This window comes from Terrabacter sp. 05T424, from assembly GCF_056396225.1.
In genome coordinates this window covers 214064-230741 of sequence record NZ_JBFTLB010000001.1, presented here as the reverse complement: position 1 = coordinate 230741, position 16678 = coordinate 214064, and the positions used below count along the sequence as shown (strand labels likewise).

Sequence of the window (16678 nt, the reverse complement as noted above, 5' to 3'; positions counted from 1 at the left end):
GGCAAGTCGTCCCCTTGGCCACTTCCGCTCAGCGGAACCGCCCCCTTGCCGGCACCGCTGCCGGCGGGGTGCAATGACGACGTGCTGCCCAAGCTAGAGCCCTACGCCAACCACTACGGGCGCGACGTGAGCGCGCACGTCCCGGACGCCCCGAACCCGTCGCGCCTGCTCGACCCGAACGGGCACCACGCGGCCATCTGGCAGGAGGCGGCGCCCTACCTCGCGGTTCGCGACAACGACGTCCACACGCTGTACGCCTACGGGCTCGCGCGCGCCCTGGTCGAGTGCCACCCGGACGCCGACCCAGAGGTGGTGCTGCCGGCGATCCTGCTGCACGACACCGGCTGGTCGCAGGTGCCGGAGGCGCAGGTCCTCGCCGCCATCGCACCCGGCGCCGGTGACCGCCAGACGGTGCTGCGCCACGAGAAGGAGGGCGCCCGCATCGCCGCGTCGATCCTCTCAGCGGTTGGCCACGACGACGAACGGGCCGCTCGCGTCGTCGAGATCGTCGACGGCCACGACACGCGTCGTGAGGCGCTGTCGATCGACGATGCCCTCGTCAAGGACGCCGACAAGCTGTGGCGCCTCACACCGCACGGGATCGACACGGTGATGGACTGGTTCGGCCTGAGCCGCGAGCAGACCCGGCGCCTCGTCGTCGGCCGGGTGCACGACCACCTCTTCACCGATGCCGCGCGCACCATGGCCGAGGCCCTGTCCGCGGTCGCCCACGTGGACATGCTCCCCCAGCGCATCGCCCTGGGATGATGCCCGACTCGCCCGCGAGCGCACCCGGCGACGCCGGGCGCACCGTCACGAACAAGGTGCTGGCGATCCTCGCCACCTACGAGCACTCGCCGGGTGCCTTGTCACTGACCCAGCTCGCCGACGGGGCCGGGCTGCCACTGCCGACGGCCCACCGGCTCGTCGCCGAGCTCGTCGGGTGGGGCGCTCTCGAGCGCGACGAGAACGGCAGGTATGCCGTGGGGCTGCGCCTGTGGGAGATCGCGCAGAACGCCCAGCGCGAGCTCCGTGACGCGGCGAGACCCTATCTCCAGGACCTCTTCTCGCTGACCCAGGAGACGGCCCACCTCGCGGTGCGCGAGGGCCACGAGGCCCTCTACATCGACCGGATCTACAGCTCCAAGCGGGTGCCCCGCGCGTCACGGGTCGGCGGCAGGCTGCCGCTGCACGCGACCGCCGTGGGGAAGGTGCTCCTCGCGTTCGAGGAGCCCTGGGTGCGCGACGCGTACGTGGCCCGTGGCCTCGAGGCGCCCACCCGCAACACCCACGTGAACCCGACGCGCCTGCTCGAGGAGCTGGAGACCATCCGCGAGCAGGGCTACGCCACGACGTTCGAGGAGGTGCGTCCCGGATCGTGCTCGATCGCCGTTCCCGTCCAGTCCGGCGACGGTCGCGCGCCGGCCTCGATCGGTCTCGTCATGCTGTCCACCCAGTCGGACCGCATGGTGCGCTACGTCCCAACCCTCCGCGGTGTCGCGTCACGCATCGAGCCCGCCGTCTCACGGTGGCGCTCCTGAACTCACTTCCGCCCAGTGGAAGTCGAGCGTTGTCGGCCTGCTGGCCCCGAGGCCACGATGAGGACATGTCGAAGACGACGGAGACCCCCACGGGGCAGTCCGGCTGCCCCGTCCACCACGGCTACGAGCCCTTCAAGCTCGACGACCCGTTCCCGGCCTACGCCGAGCTGCGTCGCGAGGAGCCGGTCATGTTCGACGAGCGCATCGGCTACTGGGTGGTGACGCGCTACGACGACGTCAAGGCCGTCTTCGACGACTGGGAGACGTTCAGCAGCGAGAACGCCCAGGCACCCGTGCGCGAGCGCGGCCCGGAGGCGGAGCGGATCATGCAGGAGGGCGGCTTCACGGCGTACTCGGGCCTGTCGGCGCGCGTCCCCCCGGAGCACACGCGCATCCGCAAGGTCGTCGCGAAGGCGTTCACGCCGCGGCGCTACAAGGCCCTCGAACCGACCATCCGCGCCAACGTCGACGCGCAGGTCGAGGCCTTCCTCGCCCGGCCGGAGCGGCGCGCCGACCTCGTGCGCGACCTCGCCTACACCGTGCCGACGGTCACCATCCTCACCCTCATCGGCGCCGATGTGTCCCAGGTCGACACCTACAAGCGGTGGTCCGACTCGCGAGCCGCCATGACGTGGGGCGACCTGTCCGACGACGAGCAGGTGCCGCACGCCCACAACCTCGTCGAGTACTGGCAGGAGTGCCTCCGGCTCGTGGCCGAGGCGCACGAGACGCAGCCCGACAGCCTCGTCGGCGACCTGGTGCGAGCCCAGCAGGGCGGCGACCCGATCAGCGACCACGAGATCGCGTCGATCTGCTACAGCCTGCTGTTCGCCGGTCACGAGACCACGACGACGCTCATCGCCAACACGCTGCGCGTCCTGCTCGCGCACCCCGACCAGTGGCAGCAGGTCGTCGACGACCCCAGCCGCATCGCCGCTGCGGTCGACGAGGTGCTGCGCTACAGCCCGTCGATCGTCGCCTGGCGCCGCAAGGCCACCCGAGCTGCCTCGATCGGGGGCGTCGACATCCCCGAGGGTGCAGATGTGCTGCTCGTCATGGGGTCGGCCAACCGCGACGACTCCCGCTTCGACGACGCCGAGTCCTTCGACATCTCCCGCCCGAACGCCCGCGAGCACCTCGCGTTCGGCTTCGGCATCCACTACTGCCTGGGCAACATGCTCGCCAAGCTCCAGGCCAAGATCGCCGTCGAGGAGGTCGCGCGTCTCGCGCCCGGCCTGCGGCCGGTCGAGGAGGAGCCGGTGCACTTCGGCGACAACCTGTCCTTCCGCGTGCCCCTCGCCGTCCCCGTCTCCTGGGAGTCCTGACATGACCTCCGCACCTTCCGCGTACGTCCAGTTCTTCGACGGCGGCGCCGAGCCCGTTCACGACCTGCTGGGCGGCAAGTGCGCCTCACTCGTCACGATGACCGCAGCAGGCATGCCGGTGCCGCCCGGCTTCGCGGTCACGACGGTGGCCTACGACCGGTTCGTCCACGAGGCCGGCATCGCCGCCGAGATCGCCTCGAAGCTCTCCACCCTGTCGCCCGACGACGTCTCGGCCGTCGACTCCGTGGCGGCGTCGATCCGTGACGCCATCTGCTCGCGCCCGGTGCCCGCCGAGGTGCACGCACAGGTCGTCGAGGCGTACGAGCAGCTGCAGTCCCAGTTCGACGCCGAGGTCCCCGTCGCCGTCCGCTCCTCCGCCACCGCCGAGGACCTGCCCGGAGCCAGCTTCGCCGGCCAGCAGGACACCTACCTGTGGCTGACCGGAGTCGACAACGTGCTCAAGCACGTCCGCGCGTGCTGGGCCTCGCTCTACACCAGCCGGGCGATCCTCTACCGCCTCAAGAACGACATCCCGGACGAGGGCCTGTCGATGGCGGTGGCAGTGCAGAAGATGGTGAACTCGGCCGTGTCGGGCGTCGCCATGACGATGAACCCGACCAACGGCGACCGCTCCAAGGTCACCATCGACTCGTCCTACGGCGTGGGCGAGATGGTCGTCTCCGGCCAGGTCACCCCGGACAACATCGTCGTGGACAAGGTCGTCCTCTCCACGGTCAGCCAGACCGTGGGTGACAAGCACGCCGAGCTCGTGCCCGACTTCGAGCTGGGCCGACTCGTCGAGCGCGACGTCGACGACGAGCGCCGGGCCCGGCTCAGCCTCACCCCCGAGCAGGTCACGGCCGTCGCGGCCCTGGCCAAGGCCGCCGAGAAGCACTACGGCTGCCCGCAGGACGTCGAGTGGGCGCTCGACCGAGACCTTCCAGATGGCTCGAACCTCCTTCTCCTGCAGGCCCGCCCGGAGACCGTCCACTCGGCGCCCGGATCGACGGGCGCGGGCTCCGGAGCGCCGCAGGCCACCGCCCGTGCTGCGACTGCCGGCACCCCACCGGCGTTCAGCCTTTCCGGTCTGACCTCCCGCCTCACCGGCGGCCGGACCGGTAGCTGACCGCCCTCACCCACCGGACGCGCCGCGTCCGCCCAGCCAGTCCTGCGTTTCCCGACTCGCGACAAGGAAGTCCCGACATGACCGCTGACCTCAGCGCCCAGGCACCCGCCGCCGCGCCCACCCTCAAGTCCTTCCCGAAGCCCTCCGCGCTGCCCGTGCCCGACGGCGCCGAGGGCTGGGAGGACCTGTACCCGTACTTCCTGTCGTTCCGGAACCTCAGCGGCGACGAGGACGAGAAGTTCTGGTTCTGCGACAGCCAGCACTGGCCGACGGTGTTCAAGCCGTTCGAGACGATCGGCGGTGAGTTCGCCGTCAAGTGCCTCGGGCAGTACAACACCCGACACCTGCTCATCCCGCCGGCCAACGGCATCGAGTTCAAGATCCACCTCGGCTACCTCTACATGAGCCCGGTCCCGGTGCCCGAGGGCGAGATCGCCTCGCGGGTGCCCGAGTTCGAGCGTCGCGCCGGCCACTACTTCCAGAACTGGGACAGCATGCTCGACGGCTGGCACACCAAGGTGCGCGGCACCATCGCCGAGATGGAGGCCCTCTCGTTCGAGTCGCTGCCCGACGCCGTGCCCTTCGACGACATCGTCGCCGGCGTGGCCAAGGACGGGTCGGAGAAGCTCATGGAGAGCTACGACCGGCTCATCCAGCTCTGCTACCAGAACTGGCAGTACCACTTCGAGTTCCTCAACCTCGGCTACCTCGCCTACCTCGACTTCTTCGGCTTCTGCAAGCAGCTCTTCCCCGGCATCCCCGACCAGTCCATCGCGAAGATGGTGCAGGGCGTCGACATGGAGCTCTTCCGCCCGGACGACGAGCTCAAGAAGCTCGCCCTCCTCGCCGTCGAGAAGGGCCTCCAGCCGGCGTTCTCCGACACCGACGACGTCCAGGGCACGCTCGACCGGATCGCCGCCCTCGACGGCGGCGCGGAGTGGCTCGTCGCTTGGACCGAGGCCCAGGACCCGTGGTTCAACTTCACCGTCGGCAACGGCTTCTACGGCCACGACAAGTACTGGATCGAGCACCTCGAGATCCCCCTCGGCTACGTCAAGGACTACGTCCGTCGCGTCGACGAGGGGCACCAGATCCTGCGCCCCGTCGACGAGCTCGTCGCCGAGCGCGACCGTGTGGTCAGCGAGTACCGCGACCTCGTGCCGGCCGAGCTGGTCGCCGACTTCGACGCCAAGGTGGGCCTGGCCGCGACTGCCTACCCGTACGTCGAGAACCACAACTTCTACATCGAGCACTGGACGATGGGCGTCTTCTGGCGCAAGGTCCGTCAGCTCGGTCGCGTCTTCGCGGACGCCGGCTTCTGGGCCGACCAGAGCGACCTGCTCTACCTGACGCGCGGTGAGGTGCGCGACGCGATCTTCGACCTCGTCACCGGCTGGGCGGTCGGTGCCGAGCCGACGGGACCGCACTACTGGCCCAAGGAGATCGAGCGCCGCCGGGGCATCATCGACGCCCTGTCGAGCCAGCGACCCCAGCCGGCCCTCAACACGCCGCCGGCAGAGATCACCGAGCCGTTCACGATGATGCTCTACGGCATCACGACCGAGCAGGTGCAGCAGTGGCTCGGCGACGACGACTCCGCCGAGTCGGGCACGATCACGGGCATGGCCGCCTCCCCGGGCGTCGCCGAGGGTCCGGCGCGCGTCGTCACTCACGCCGACCAGCTCGGCGAGGTGCAGGAGGGCGAGATCCTCGTGGCCACGATCACCGCGCCCTCGTGGGGCCCGATCTTCGGCAAGATCAAGGCGACCGTCACCGACATCGGCGGCATGATGAGCCACGCCGCCATCGTCTGCCGCGAGTACGCCCTCCCCGCCGTCACCGGCACCGGCAACGGGTCGACGACCATCCGCACCGGTCAGCGCATCCGGGTCGACGGCAACACCGGCCGCGTCGAGCTGCTCGAGGACTGAGCCGTCGTGACCGACCCCACCACCCCGACCGGCGCCCCCGACCGCACCGTGCTCGTCACGGGCGCGGCCGGGGGGCTCGGACGCAGCTTCGCGCTCGGGTTCGCCGCGCGCGGCTACCGCGTCGCCGTCGCCGACATCAACGCCGAGGGAGTGGCCGAGACGGCACGCCTCGTCGAGGCGGCGGGCGGAAAGGCCTGGCACGGCACCGTCGACGTCACGTCGACGGCATCCACTGAGCAGCTCGCCCGCGGCGTCGCCGCGTTCGGCGACGGACGCATCGACGTCGTCGTCAACAACGCCGCCGTGTACGCGACCCTCAACCGCTCGCCGCTCGAGGACATCGACCCCGCCGAGTGGGACACCGTCATGGCGGTCAACCTCAAGGGCCCCTGGCTCGTCGTGCGGGCGTGCAGCCCGCACCTGCCCGACGGCGCCCGTGTCGTCAACCTCGCCTCGGCGACCGTCTACAGCGGGTCGGAGCAGTGGCTGCACTACGTCGCCTCGAAGGGCGGGGTCATCGCGATGACTCGAGTCATGGCCAAGGAGCTCGGGCGACGGGGCATCACCGTCAACGCGATCGCACCGGGCTTCACCCTCACCGAGGCGAGCCTCGGCCTGATGGAGAACGCCGAGCAGTACGGCGTCGACCGGGGCGCCCTGCGCAGGTCGAGCCAACCCGAGGACATCGTCGGTGCTGCGCTCTTCCTCGCGAGCGCCGACAGCGCGTACATCAGCGGCCAGACGCTCGTCGTCGACGGCGGCCGCCAGTTCATCTGAACCAGCACTTCCCGAATCCACACCAGGAGCGAGACATGGCCCAGATCACCTACACGGACACCACCGGTGAGGCGCGGACCGTCACGGCGACGGTGGGCGACTCCGTCATGGAGACCGCAGTGCGCAACGGCGTTCCCGGCATCGTCGCCGAGTGCGGCGGCTCGCTGTCGTGCGCGACGTGCCACGTCTTCGTCGACGACGCCGACTTCGCCGCCCTCCCGACGATGGAGGACATGGAGGACGAGATGCTCTACGGCGCAGCCGTCGACCGCGGCCCAACCTCCCGACTGTCGTGCCAGATCAAGGTCGTCGACGCCATGGACCTGCACGTGACGACCCCCGAGACGCAGGTCTGACATGTCCGGCCTGCTCATCATCGGCTCCTCGCAGGCAGGGGTGCAGCTCGCGGTGTCGTTGCGCGCCCTCGGCCACGACGGGCCGATCACCCTGCTCGGCGAGGAGAACCACCGGCCCTACCAGCGGCCGGCCCTGTCCAAGGAGTTCCTCCAGGACGTCATCACCAAGGAGTCGCTGATCTTCCGCACCCAGGAGTACTGGGACGAGCACCGCATCAGGGTGGTCAAGAACGAGCGGGTCGTGCGCATCGACAAGTCCGACGACGGCTCCGGGGTGGCCCACGCAGTCTCGGGAGCGCAGTTCCCGTTCGAGCGACTCGCTCTCACGGTCGGCGCCCGCGCCCGCCGGCTGTCGCTCCCGGGTGCTGACCTGCCGGGCGTGCTCTACCTCCGCAACGCCGACGACGCGCTCGAGCTCAAGGCTCGCGTGCCGGCGGTCCAGGACGTCGTCGTCATCGGCGGCGGCTTCATCGGCATCGAGGCCGCGGCGAGCCTGCGCAAGCTCGGCAAGACCGTCACCCTCGTCGAGGCCGGTCCGCGCCTCGTCGGCCGGGCCGTCGGCGTCGAGACCGCCGAGTTCCTCCGGGCCCACCACGAGGCTGCCGGCATCGACGTCGTGCTCGACGCGAAGGTCGAGCGGGTCACCCCCCGGGCCGAGCGTGGCGACCGCGTCGGGGGCGTCGAGGTGGACGGTCGCACGATCCCCGCCGACCTCGTGCTCATCGGGGTCGGCGTCGTGCCCAACACCGAGCTCGCCGAGAGCATCGGCCTGGACTGCGACAACGGCATCGTCGTCGACCGGTATGCCGTCGCCTCCGACGGCGTGACCCTGGCCGTCGGCGACGTGGCCAACCAGCCCAACCCCGTTCCCGGAGCTCCCGACGGCGACCGAGTGCGGTTCGAGAGCGTCAACAACGCCGTCGAGCAGGCCAAGGTCGCCGCGTACTCGATCACGGGCCGCCAGGAGGAGTACGCCGGCATCCCGTGGTTCTGGTCCAACCAGGGCGACCTCAAGCTGCAGATCGCCGGCCTCAGCTCGGGACACGACCGCACCGTCGTGCGCCGCGACGACGCCCGAGGGAAGTTCTCCGTCCTCTACTACCGCGCCGGGCGCATCATCGCGGCCGACTGCGTCAACACCCCGCTGGACTTCATGGCGGTGAAGTCCGCTCTCGCCCAAGGCGCCTCGATCCCACCCGATGAGGCCGCCAACCCCGAAACCCCGCTCAAGTCGATCACGAGGAACGACCCGCGATGACTCATCACCTGCCCCCGACGCCCGTGGCCGCCGCAGGTCCGGTGGACACCTCACCGATCACGCTGACCCCCGCCGACGGCGCCGACCTCGACCCGGTGTGGAGGAGCGTCGTCCCCGAGACGCGCACCCGCGGCAACGACATCCACCTGCCGATCTCACTCGCGTACGCCGAACGCCTGTGTCGCGCCTACCCGCAGGCCGACGCCCGCCTCGTGCGCGTCGCGATCCTGCTCCACGACACCGGCTGGGGCCGCGTCGACGAGAGCCGCATCATCTCCGAAGGCTTCGGCGGCGACTGGCGCAAGGCGGCGATCCGCTTCGAGCACGAGAAGCAGGGCTGCATCATCGCCCGCGAGGTGCTGCCGCCGCTCGGCTACGACGAGGCGTTCGTCGACGACGTCTGCGCCATCATCGACGGCCACGACACCCGCCACGAGGCCTACAGCCTCGAGGACGCGATGATGCGCGACGCCGACCGCCTCTGGCGGTTCGACCCGGCCGGTATCGCGCTCGCCTCCGGCTGGTTCGGCATGGACCCCGCGACCTACACCGACCGGCTGCGCGCGGAGATCATCCCCGAGCTGCTGACCGAGGCCGGCATCGCGATGGCGACGGCATCGCTCGACCGGTCGACCGCCCTGCTCCGGACGGATGTGCTGCGATGAGCCGGAGCCGAGCCGACCTGGACCTGCCGTGGACGCACGTCGACGACCACTACCTCGACGGGCGGTGGACGCCGTCGACGGGCGACGCCCGCACCCAGGTCGTCGACCCGGCGACGGAGGAGGTGTGGGGCTCGGTGCCCGACGCGACCCCCGAGGACGTCGAGGCTGCGATGACGGCGGCCGACCGCGCCTTCCGGAGCGGACCCTGGCCGCGGCTGACGGCAGTGGAGCGCGCGGACCACCTGCGCCGTGTGGCCGACGAGCTCGAGAAGCGCTCCGAGGAGCTCGCGCTCACGATCACGCGCGAGAACGGGACGCCCCTCTCAGAGAGCCGCGGGGCCGCCGGCAACGCCGCGGGCATCTTCCGGTGGTTCGCCGGCATCGCCGACCACCTCGACGCCGACGACGTGCGTCCGTTCCCCGCGATGGCGGGTTCCGAGTCCGTCGTACGCCGCGACCCCGTCGGCGTGTGCGTGCTCATCGCGCCGTGGAACTTCCCGATCAACCTCGTCGCGATCAAGCTCGCGCCCGCGTTGCTCGCGGGCTGCACCGTCGTCGTCAAACCCGCATCGCCCACTCCCTTGTCGATCCGCTTCGTCATCGAGGCGGTCGAGGCCGCAGGTGTGCCCGCCGGGGTCGTCAACCTCCTCACCGGGCCGGGGGCCGTCGGCGACGCGCTCGTGCGCCACCCGCTGACGGCGAAGGTCGCCTTCACCGGGTCGACGCCGGTCGGGCGCAAGATCGCCGCCGCGTGCGGTGAGCTGCTGCGGCCCGTCACACTCGAGCTCGGCGGCAAGTCGTCGGCCGTCGTCCTGCCCGACGCCGACCTCGACGCCATGTCGGCGGTCCTGATCCGCTCCAGCATGCGCAACACGGGTCAGACCTGCTACATCAGCACCCGGATCCTCGCGCCGGCCGAGCGCTACGACGAGGTGGTCGACATGGTGACCAGCACGATCAGCGCCGGCCGGCAGGGCGACCCGCTCGACGACGACACGATCTTCGGCCCGGTCGCCACCAAGGCGCAGTACGACAGCGTGCTGGGGCACATCGAGTCGGCCCGTCAGGAGGGTGCTCGTGCAACGACGGGTGGACGAGCCCGCGTCGGGCACGGCTACTTCGTCGAACCCACGGTCCTGGCTGACGTGACCCCCGACATGCGGGTGGCCCGAGAGGAGATCTTCGGCCCAGTCATCACCGTGCTGCGCTACGACGGCATCGACGAGGCCGTCGCGCTGGCCAACGACACGGGCTTCGGGCTCGGCGGCCTCGTCTTCTCGAGCGACCCGCGCGCGGCTCAGGATGTGGCTGAGAGAATGGACACCGGGTCCGTGGGCATCAACTTCTTCGCCTCGAACCACAGCGCGCCCTTCGGAGGCCGTCACGACTCCGGCCTCGGGGTCGAGTACGGACTGGAGGGGCTCGCCGCGTACGTCACCTACAAGTCGATCCACCGCCGCACCCCGAACGAGGAGCACCGATGAGCCGACCGGCGCCGAGCACGACGACCAGGACCACCGTCGGCATCGTGGGTGCCGGGCCCGCCGGCCTCATGCTCTCGCACCTGCTGCACCGCGCAGGCATCGACTCCGTCGCCGTCGACAACCGCACGCGCAGCGAGATCGAGCAGACGGTGCGGGCCGGCATCCTCGAGGCCGACAGCGTGCGCCTGCTGGTCGACACGGGTGTGTCCGACCGCGTCCTGCGTGAGGGGCACGCCCACGACGGGATCGAGCTGCGCTTCGGCGGCGTCGGCCACCGGATCGACTTCAAGGGCCTGGTCGGCGAGTCGGCGTGGCTCTACCCGCAGACCGACGTGTTCATCGACCTCGCGGACGCTCGGGAGCGCGACGGCGCCGACGTGCGTTTCGGTGTCAGCGACACCCGCGTCGAGGACGTCCTCGGCGACCGCCCCCGGATCTGCTTCACCGACTCCTCCGGCGTGGAGCAGGTCGTCGAGTGCGACTACCTCGTCGGCGCGGACGGCTCGCGCAGCATGTGCCGGCACGAGATCCCGGAGGCCCAGCGCCGACAGTTCTCGCGCGAGTACCCGTTCGCGTGGTTCGGCATCCTCTGCGAGGCCCCGCACAGCGCGCCCGAGCTCATCTATGCGCACTCCGACCGCGGCTTCGCCCTCATCAGCCAGCGCTCGGAGACGTTGCAGCGGATGTACTTCCAGTGCGATCCCGACGAGGACGTCGATGCCTGGAGCGACGACCGCATCTGGGAGGAGCTGCAGTCCCGCGTGGGCGGGCCCGACGGCTTCAGCCTCAAGGAGGGCACGATCACCGACCGGACGGTGCTGCGCTTCCGCAGCTTCGTTTGCGAGCCGATGCGCCACGGCAACATGCTGCTCGCCGGCGACGCGGCGCACACGGTGCCGCCCACCGGCGCCAAGGGGCTCAACCTCGCTCTCGCCGACGTCAAGGTGCTCGCCGAGGTGCTCGAGCAGGCAGTGCGGACGGGAGACAAGGACGTCCTCGACACCTACAGCCCGCGGGCACAGTCACGCGTGTGGAAAGCCCAGCACTTCTCCTACTGGATGACGAGCATGCTGCACACGGTCCCGGGCGCCACGGACTTCGACCGTCGCCGCCAGCTGGGCGAGCTCGCGATGGTGACCGGTTCGGAAGCGGGCTCGCGGTTCCTGGCCGAGGCCTACACGGGCTGGCCGGAGGGTGCGTCGGGGCGCGGCTGAGGGATACCTACGCCTGCGCCTCACCGAGACGGCTCAGGGCGGCGACGACCAAGGCTGTGGTCCCGGTGTCGAGAGTCGGCTGGATGAGCGGCGCGAAGAACGGGGAGTGGTTGGGAGGCGCCTCGGTGCCCGCCGCAAAGCCGCCGACACCCCAGTAGCAGTAGGGGATCCCGAACGCGTCGGGCACCCGGCTGAAGTCCTCGCTGGCCGTCACCCGCCCGAGGTCCACGACGTGTTCGTCGCCGAAGTGCTCCCGGAACGAGGCAGTGACCGCCTCACCCACCTCCGCGTCGTTGTCGGTGAGGGGGTACTGGTCGTAGTAGTCGAACGTCGGGGCCTGCGGTGAACCGGACGCCTCGCACTCGGCCCGGACGATGCGCTCGATGGCGGACAGGACGTGGGTCCTCACGTCGTCGTCGTAGGTGCGCACGTTGACGAGCAACACCGCCCGGTCAGCGATGATGTTGCTCTTGGTGCCCGCGACGCTGCTGCCCACCGTCACGACGGCGAACTCGCCCGGCTTGGTCTCGCGGGCGACGACCGTCTGCAGCCGCAGCACCACGGCCGCAGCGAGGACGACCGGGTCAACGCTCAGGTGAGGCATGGAGCCGTGAGACCCCTTGCCGTACAGGGTGATCCGGATGCTGTCACCGGCGGAGAGCACTGGTCCGGGGTGGGTTCCCACCGTGCCGGCCTCGAGCCCCAGGACGTGCTGGGCGAAGGCGACCTCGGGTCTCGGGATCGCGTCGACCAGACCGGCGTCGAGCATCGCCTGCGCTCCCGATGCCGTCTCCTCGGCCGGCTGGAAGAGGGCCACGAACGTGCCCGACCAGGCCGAGGCACCCTGCGCGATCAGCTCGGCTGCGCCGAGCAGGCACGTGACGTGGACGTCGTGTCCGCACGCGTGCGCGATGCCCACGACGGCACCGGTCTCGTCGGTGGCGGACTCGGTCGAGGCGTACGGCAGCTCGGTCAGCTCGGTCACCGGCAGGGCGTCCATGTCGGCGCGGGTCAGCACGACCGGGCCGGGTCCGTTCTCGAGGACGCCCACGACCCCGCCGCCGAGCTGCTGGACGGCATACCCCATCTCGCCAAGGCGTTCGGCGACCTTGGCGACCGTGCGATGCTCCAGGCCGCTCAGCTCGGGGTGCGAGTGGAGGTCGCGGTAGAAGTCCTCCTGCCACTCCCTCGTCCTGGGCAAGCCCTGCAGCACCGACTCGTTCCGACCCATCGGATCTCCTTGGTCGCTCTGTGTTGTCCCACCGCGCCACTGGTCATGACCTGTTCAGGCTACGCAGCCTGCCTCGCCTCCGGCTGGGAGTCCCGAGTCCCGCATGGCGCCGCCGCCCACGACCGCTGCGGGAACAATCGACCACGAAATAACGCTACACAGTATGTAGCGTAATCAATCCTGCGGCCCCGCCGCGGAAACGGAGAGCCCCCATGACACCCACCGGCACCCTGGTCCTCGGCGCCGTGGCGATCCTGTTCGTCACCGCCTGGTTCGTCTTCGGCGTCATCGACGGCACCCGCCCGGAGCGGAGCCACCTCGGCGAGGACAGGCACGACGCCGAGCAGACCGAGCAGGCAGACGCCACCCGGCACGCGGACAGCCACCGGCTGACGACGCGCGTCTGAGCCATACGCATCTTGGGCCGTGCACGCGTGGCGGGGTCAGGAGTCCCCTCGGACGGGCTTGCGTCGACCCTGCGGGCCGACGCCGAGGAGGAGCAGCTCGAGCACACCGTCGGCCCAGCCACGGCGGGGCTGCCCGTGCTGCAGCAGTTCTCCGAGGTAGGCGCCGAAGGCGAGCGCGGCCAGGCCCTCGACATCCACGCCCCGCCTGAGCCGGCCGCTGGAGACGTCGGCCGCGATCTCCTGCTCGAGCACCTCGAACCAGCTGCTCAGCCGGGCGCGGAGGGCGGCGCTGAACGCGGGGTCGGAGCCGGTGAGCACCGCGGCGATCGCCCCGCGCCCCAGGTGCTCCTCGATCAGGGCGCGCACCTGCTCGAGCACCCACCTCAGCTTCTCCTCGACCGGGAGGTCGGCCTGCGGGAACGCGCCACCGGTGAAGGCGGCGAGGGTCGCCGCCAGCAGGGCCTCCCGGTCGCGGTGACGACGGTAGATCGTCGTGCGCGCCACGCCCGAGCGGGCCGCGACGGCGTCGATGTGCACGGCCTCCGGACCCCGCTCGCGCAACAGCGCCAGAGCCGCGTCGGCGATGCGTTCGTCGACACCGGCATCACGCGGTCGACCGGCCGCAGGAGACATCGCGAGTCCTTCCGGGAACAAAGCAGCGAGGATTTACGCTACACCTAACGTAGCGAAAATCGAGCGGCGCGGGGGACGAGATGAATCGAGCCGCGCGTCTTTCACCCACTAGTTGAAACTTCACTCACATCGGCATGCAATGCCGGAAAGGACGGTGGACGGCCATGGTCGTCTACAACGAGCTCGTCGCCATCACGGCGGGAGCGGGACTCATCGGCTTCGCGTGGTTCCTGACCCGACTCATCCGCGGGCTGCGAATCGACAGCGAGGGCTGGGCCGGCTTCTTCGGCGTCACCGGCGTGCTCCTGCTGGCCCTCGGCCTGCACACCACGGTCACCTGGCCCTTCGGCGGCGACGGCTTCGAGTACGCCAACATCGCCTTCGGCCAGCCGGCAGCCGGGTTCGGTGCGCTGTTGCTCTTCGCCGCCATCTACCTGTGGCGCCACCGCGCCCTCTTCGCGGCCGACGTCGACCCAGCCCGCGCTGCCGCCCTGGCCGCCCTGAAGCCGGTCGCCGTCTTCGTCGGCGCGCTCGGGCTGGGCATGGCGGTCCTCGCCATCGCCTTCGTCCGATTCCAGCTCGGCGCCGCTCCGCCGCAGGAGCCGATCAGCGGGCGGTTCGGCCACCTGCCGCTCCTCGAGGCGCTGTTCCTCGGCGGCCTCTGGGGAGTCATCGCGCTCGGCTCGCTGCTGTTCGCCGTCGCCCAGCTCACCGACCGGCCGGCCCTGCTGCGATGGGCTGCTCGCGCGTGGACCGTCGGAGGAGTCGTGCTCCTGATCTTCGGCGCGATGAACTTCTACACGCACATCGGCATGTACTACAACATCGCCCACGGGACCTCCATCCTCTGGTGAGCCCCTGGTGACCCGAGGACCCCGCGGCCGGACCTACGATCTGTGGGTCCGGCCGCTGCGTCTCTGCGGCCGCCCGGCAGTTGCGTGGACGATGGTGTCGAAAACGCCTGACACCGTTCGTGTAGAAGGTGTCGACGCGGACCAGCAGGGTCCGCCAGAGCTGAAGGAGCCGTCGTGGCCGAGTACCTCCTCTACTTCAACCAGCAGTGGGTGGGCGAGCACACCGAGGAGTGGTTCCGCGGGCGCGGCCCCCTCGCCATGGGCGTCGTGAACGACATGAAGGCTGCCGGCGTGTACGTCTTCGCCGGAGGGCTCGAGGAGGAGGACGGCCCGATCTACAACGCCGACCCCACCAGCGGCACCGTGATGGTCACCGACGGCCCCTACGTCGAGACGAAGGAGTGGCTGGGCGGCTTCGCCATCGTGGACGTGCCCGACGACGCAACCGCGAACATGTGGGGCTCCAGGATCGCCGAGGCCTGCGGGTGGCCGCACGAGGTGCGCCGCTTCAAGCCCCAGCCCAAGGTCGGCTGACCCCGCGAGTCGGACCCCTCGACGCCGGCGACCGCCTTCACGGTGCCGAGTCGTGCCACGCTTGCAGCCATGACCGACGCGTCGACGCCATCTGACGAGCCTCGAGTCCTGGTCCACGAGGGCGTCGCGACCCGAGTGCTCATCGGGCCCGGCGCCCTCCGGCACGTTCCCGACGAGATCGGCCGAGTCGGAGCGTTACGAGTGCTCCTCGTGGCGACGCGGTCGGCCTCCGCTTCCGCGGACGAGCTCTCAACCGCGCTGGGCGACCGCCTCGCGGCACGCTTCGACGACGCGAAGGTGCACACCCCGGTGGAGGTCACCGACCAGGCGCTCGCCGTCGTCACCGCACACCGTGCCGACGCCGTCGTGGCCCTGGGGGGCGGGTCCGCGGTCGGGCTGGCCAAAGCGCTCGCCGCACGCACCGGCATACCCCAGGTGGCCGTCCCGACGACGTATGCCGGCTCGGAGGTCACGCCTGTCCTGGGCGAGACGCGGGGCCGGGTGAAGACGACGCGCCGTGACCCCGCGCTCGCGCCCCGGACCGTCGTCTACGACCCCGCGCTGACCCTGTCGATGCCGCACGGGCTCACCCTGACCAGTGCGCTCAACGCGCTCGCGCACGCGGTCGAGGCGCTGTGGGCCCCCGACCGGACACCGGTGAGCGACGCCCTCGCCACGGAGTCGGCGCGGGAGATCGTCGAGGCGCTGCCCCACGTGCTGTCCGACCTGCGCGACCTGAGTGCTCGCGCCCGGGTCCAGGCCGGTGGGTGGCTCGCCGGGATGTGCCTTGCCCAGACCCGGATGGGCTTGCACCACCAGCTCGCCCATTCCCTGGGCGGCAGCTTCGACCTCCCCCACGCCGAGCTCCACGCGATGCTGCTGCCGCACGTCATGGACTTCAACCTGCCTGCCGCGCCCGACGCCGAGCGGCGGCTCGAACGGGCTCTTGGCACCGACCCCGTACGCGTGGTGCGCGGCCTCGCGGCCGCCCACGAGGGCCCTCGCCGGCTGCGCGAGCTGGGGGTCCCGCGTGACGCCCTGGCCGGGGTCGCCGAGCGCGTGGTCGAGGCGCCCTACCCCAACCCGCGACAGCTCGACGTCGCGTCGGTGACGGAGCTGCTCGAACAGGCCTGGTGATACCGGGGCGTCCCGGGGAGGGCGGTCGTCTTCGAGCGGGTCGCAAACGCCTGGAGTGCATCACGTTCGAGGGCGCGCTGGGCGGGCCGACTACTACGCTGGGCAGGAGCGCACGGGTGTCAGTCTTCTCGGGCGGCCATCGCACGGGCAGGTTCTGGCTGTCGCAGGACGGAGTTGTCACGAGCAGTCGGCACTGGATGCCATC

At 70.7% G+C, this 16678-nt stretch carries 17 protein-coding genes; 15 read left to right on the top strand and 2 right to left on the bottom strand.

Annotated elements, in window-relative coordinates:
- Positions 1-81: 81 nt before the first annotated feature.
- The 11 genes from AC1DE0_RS01020 (at position 82) to AC1DE0_RS00970 (ending at position 11677) form a co-directional block, all read left to right on the top strand.
- Positions 82-768: an HD domain-containing protein gene (locus AC1DE0_RS01020; RefSeq protein WP_478096208.1), complete on the top strand. Its 687-nt coding sequence runs from the start codon at positions 82-84 to the stop codon at positions 766-768.
- On the top strand, positions 768-1541 hold the full coding sequence (locus AC1DE0_RS01015; RefSeq protein ID WP_478096204.1) for an IclR family transcriptional regulator: 774 nt from the start codon (positions 768-770) through the stop codon (positions 1539-1541). The genes AC1DE0_RS01020 and AC1DE0_RS01015 overlap by 1 nt, the downstream gene beginning before the upstream one ends.
- 65 nt (positions 1542-1606) lie before the next feature.
- Entirely contained in the window at positions 1607-2866 is a 1260-nt protein-coding gene (locus AC1DE0_RS01010) for a cytochrome P450 (protein WP_478096202.1), read from the top strand.
- A gap of 1 nt (position 2867) precedes the next feature.
- Positions 2868-3992: a PEP/pyruvate-binding domain-containing protein gene (locus AC1DE0_RS01005; RefSeq protein ID WP_478096200.1), complete on the top strand. Its 1125-nt coding sequence runs from the start codon at positions 2868-2870 to the stop codon at positions 3990-3992.
- A 77-nt stretch (positions 3993-4069) separates the two neighbouring features.
- Positions 4070-5923: a PEP-utilizing enzyme gene (locus AC1DE0_RS01000; RefSeq protein ID WP_478096196.1), complete on the top strand. Its 1854-nt coding sequence runs from the start codon at positions 4070-4072 to the stop codon at positions 5921-5923.
- A 6-nt stretch (positions 5924-5929) separates the two neighbouring features.
- Entirely contained in the window at positions 5930-6700 is a 771-nt protein-coding gene (locus AC1DE0_RS00995; protein WP_478096194.1) for an SDR family NAD(P)-dependent oxidoreductase, read from the top strand.
- Positions 6701-6735: 35 nt separating this feature from the next.
- Complete coding sequence (locus AC1DE0_RS00990) at positions 6736-7056, top strand: 2Fe-2S iron-sulfur cluster-binding protein (RefSeq protein WP_478096192.1); 321 nt, start codon at positions 6736-6738, stop codon at positions 7054-7056.
- A gap of 1 nt (position 7057) precedes the next feature.
- Positions 7058-8314: an NAD(P)/FAD-dependent oxidoreductase gene (locus AC1DE0_RS00985; protein ID WP_478096190.1), complete on the top strand. Its 1257-nt coding sequence runs from the start codon at positions 7058-7060 to the stop codon at positions 8312-8314.
- Complete coding sequence (locus tag AC1DE0_RS00980) at positions 8311-8979, top strand: HD domain-containing protein (RefSeq protein ID WP_478096186.1); 669 nt, start codon at positions 8311-8313, stop codon at positions 8977-8979. Before AC1DE0_RS00985 ends, AC1DE0_RS00980 begins: the two co-directional genes overlap by 4 nt.
- Positions 8976-10463 carry an aldehyde dehydrogenase gene (locus tag AC1DE0_RS00975; RefSeq protein ID WP_478096181.1) on the top strand — a complete coding sequence of 496 codons (1488 nt, stop codon included), beginning with the start codon at positions 8976-8978 and terminating at the stop codon, positions 10461-10463. Before AC1DE0_RS00980 ends, AC1DE0_RS00975 begins: the two co-directional genes overlap by 4 nt.
- Positions 10460-11677 (top strand): 4-hydroxybenzoate 3-monooxygenase, encoded by a 1218-nt coding sequence (locus AC1DE0_RS00970; protein ID WP_478096177.1) that lies wholly within the window; start codon positions 10460-10462, stop codon positions 11675-11677. Before AC1DE0_RS00975 ends, AC1DE0_RS00970 begins: the two co-directional genes overlap by 4 nt.
- A 7-nt stretch (positions 11678-11684) precedes the next feature.
- Here AC1DE0_RS00970 and AC1DE0_RS00965 read toward each other — a convergent pair whose 3' ends face one another.
- Positions 11685-12908, bottom strand: coding sequence for an amidohydrolase (locus tag AC1DE0_RS00965; protein WP_478096174.1), 1224 nt, complete (start codon positions 12906-12908; stop codon positions 11685-11687).
- A gap of 212 nt (positions 12909-13120) precedes the next feature.
- On the opposite strand from AC1DE0_RS00965, the gene AC1DE0_RS00960 reads away from it, so the two are divergent.
- Positions 13121-13315, top strand: coding sequence for a hypothetical protein (locus AC1DE0_RS00960; protein WP_478096170.1), 195 nt, complete (start codon positions 13121-13123; stop codon positions 13313-13315).
- 36 nt (positions 13316-13351) lie between these two features.
- Here the strand turns inward: AC1DE0_RS00960 and AC1DE0_RS00955 are convergent, their stop codons facing one another.
- Positions 13352-13948 (bottom strand): TetR/AcrR family transcriptional regulator, encoded by a 597-nt coding sequence (locus tag AC1DE0_RS00955; RefSeq protein ID WP_478096166.1) that lies wholly within the window; start codon positions 13946-13948, stop codon positions 13352-13354.
- Positions 13949-14112: 164 nt separating this feature from the next.
- Here AC1DE0_RS00955 and AC1DE0_RS00950 point away from each other — a divergent pair, with 164 nt between their 5' ends.
- The 3 genes from AC1DE0_RS00950 to AC1DE0_RS00940 all read left to right on the top strand — a co-directional run bounded on the left by AC1DE0_RS00950 (position 14113) and on the right by AC1DE0_RS00940 (position 16473).
- Positions 14113-14802 carry a DUF981 family protein gene (locus AC1DE0_RS00950; protein ID WP_478096164.1) on the top strand — a complete coding sequence of 230 codons (690 nt, stop codon included), beginning with the start codon at positions 14113-14115 and terminating at the stop codon, positions 14800-14802.
- Between the two features lie 174 nt (positions 14803-14976).
- The gene (locus tag AC1DE0_RS00945) at positions 14977-15336 is read left to right on the top strand and encodes a YciI family protein (protein WP_478096162.1); all 360 of its coding nucleotides are present in this window, start codon (positions 14977-14979) and stop codon (positions 15334-15336) included.
- Between the two features lie 69 nt (positions 15337-15405).
- Positions 15406-16473: a maleylacetate reductase gene (locus tag AC1DE0_RS00940; protein WP_478096160.1), complete on the top strand. Its 1068-nt coding sequence runs from the start codon at positions 15406-15408 to the stop codon at positions 16471-16473.
- Positions 16474-16678: the final 205 nt, after the last annotated feature.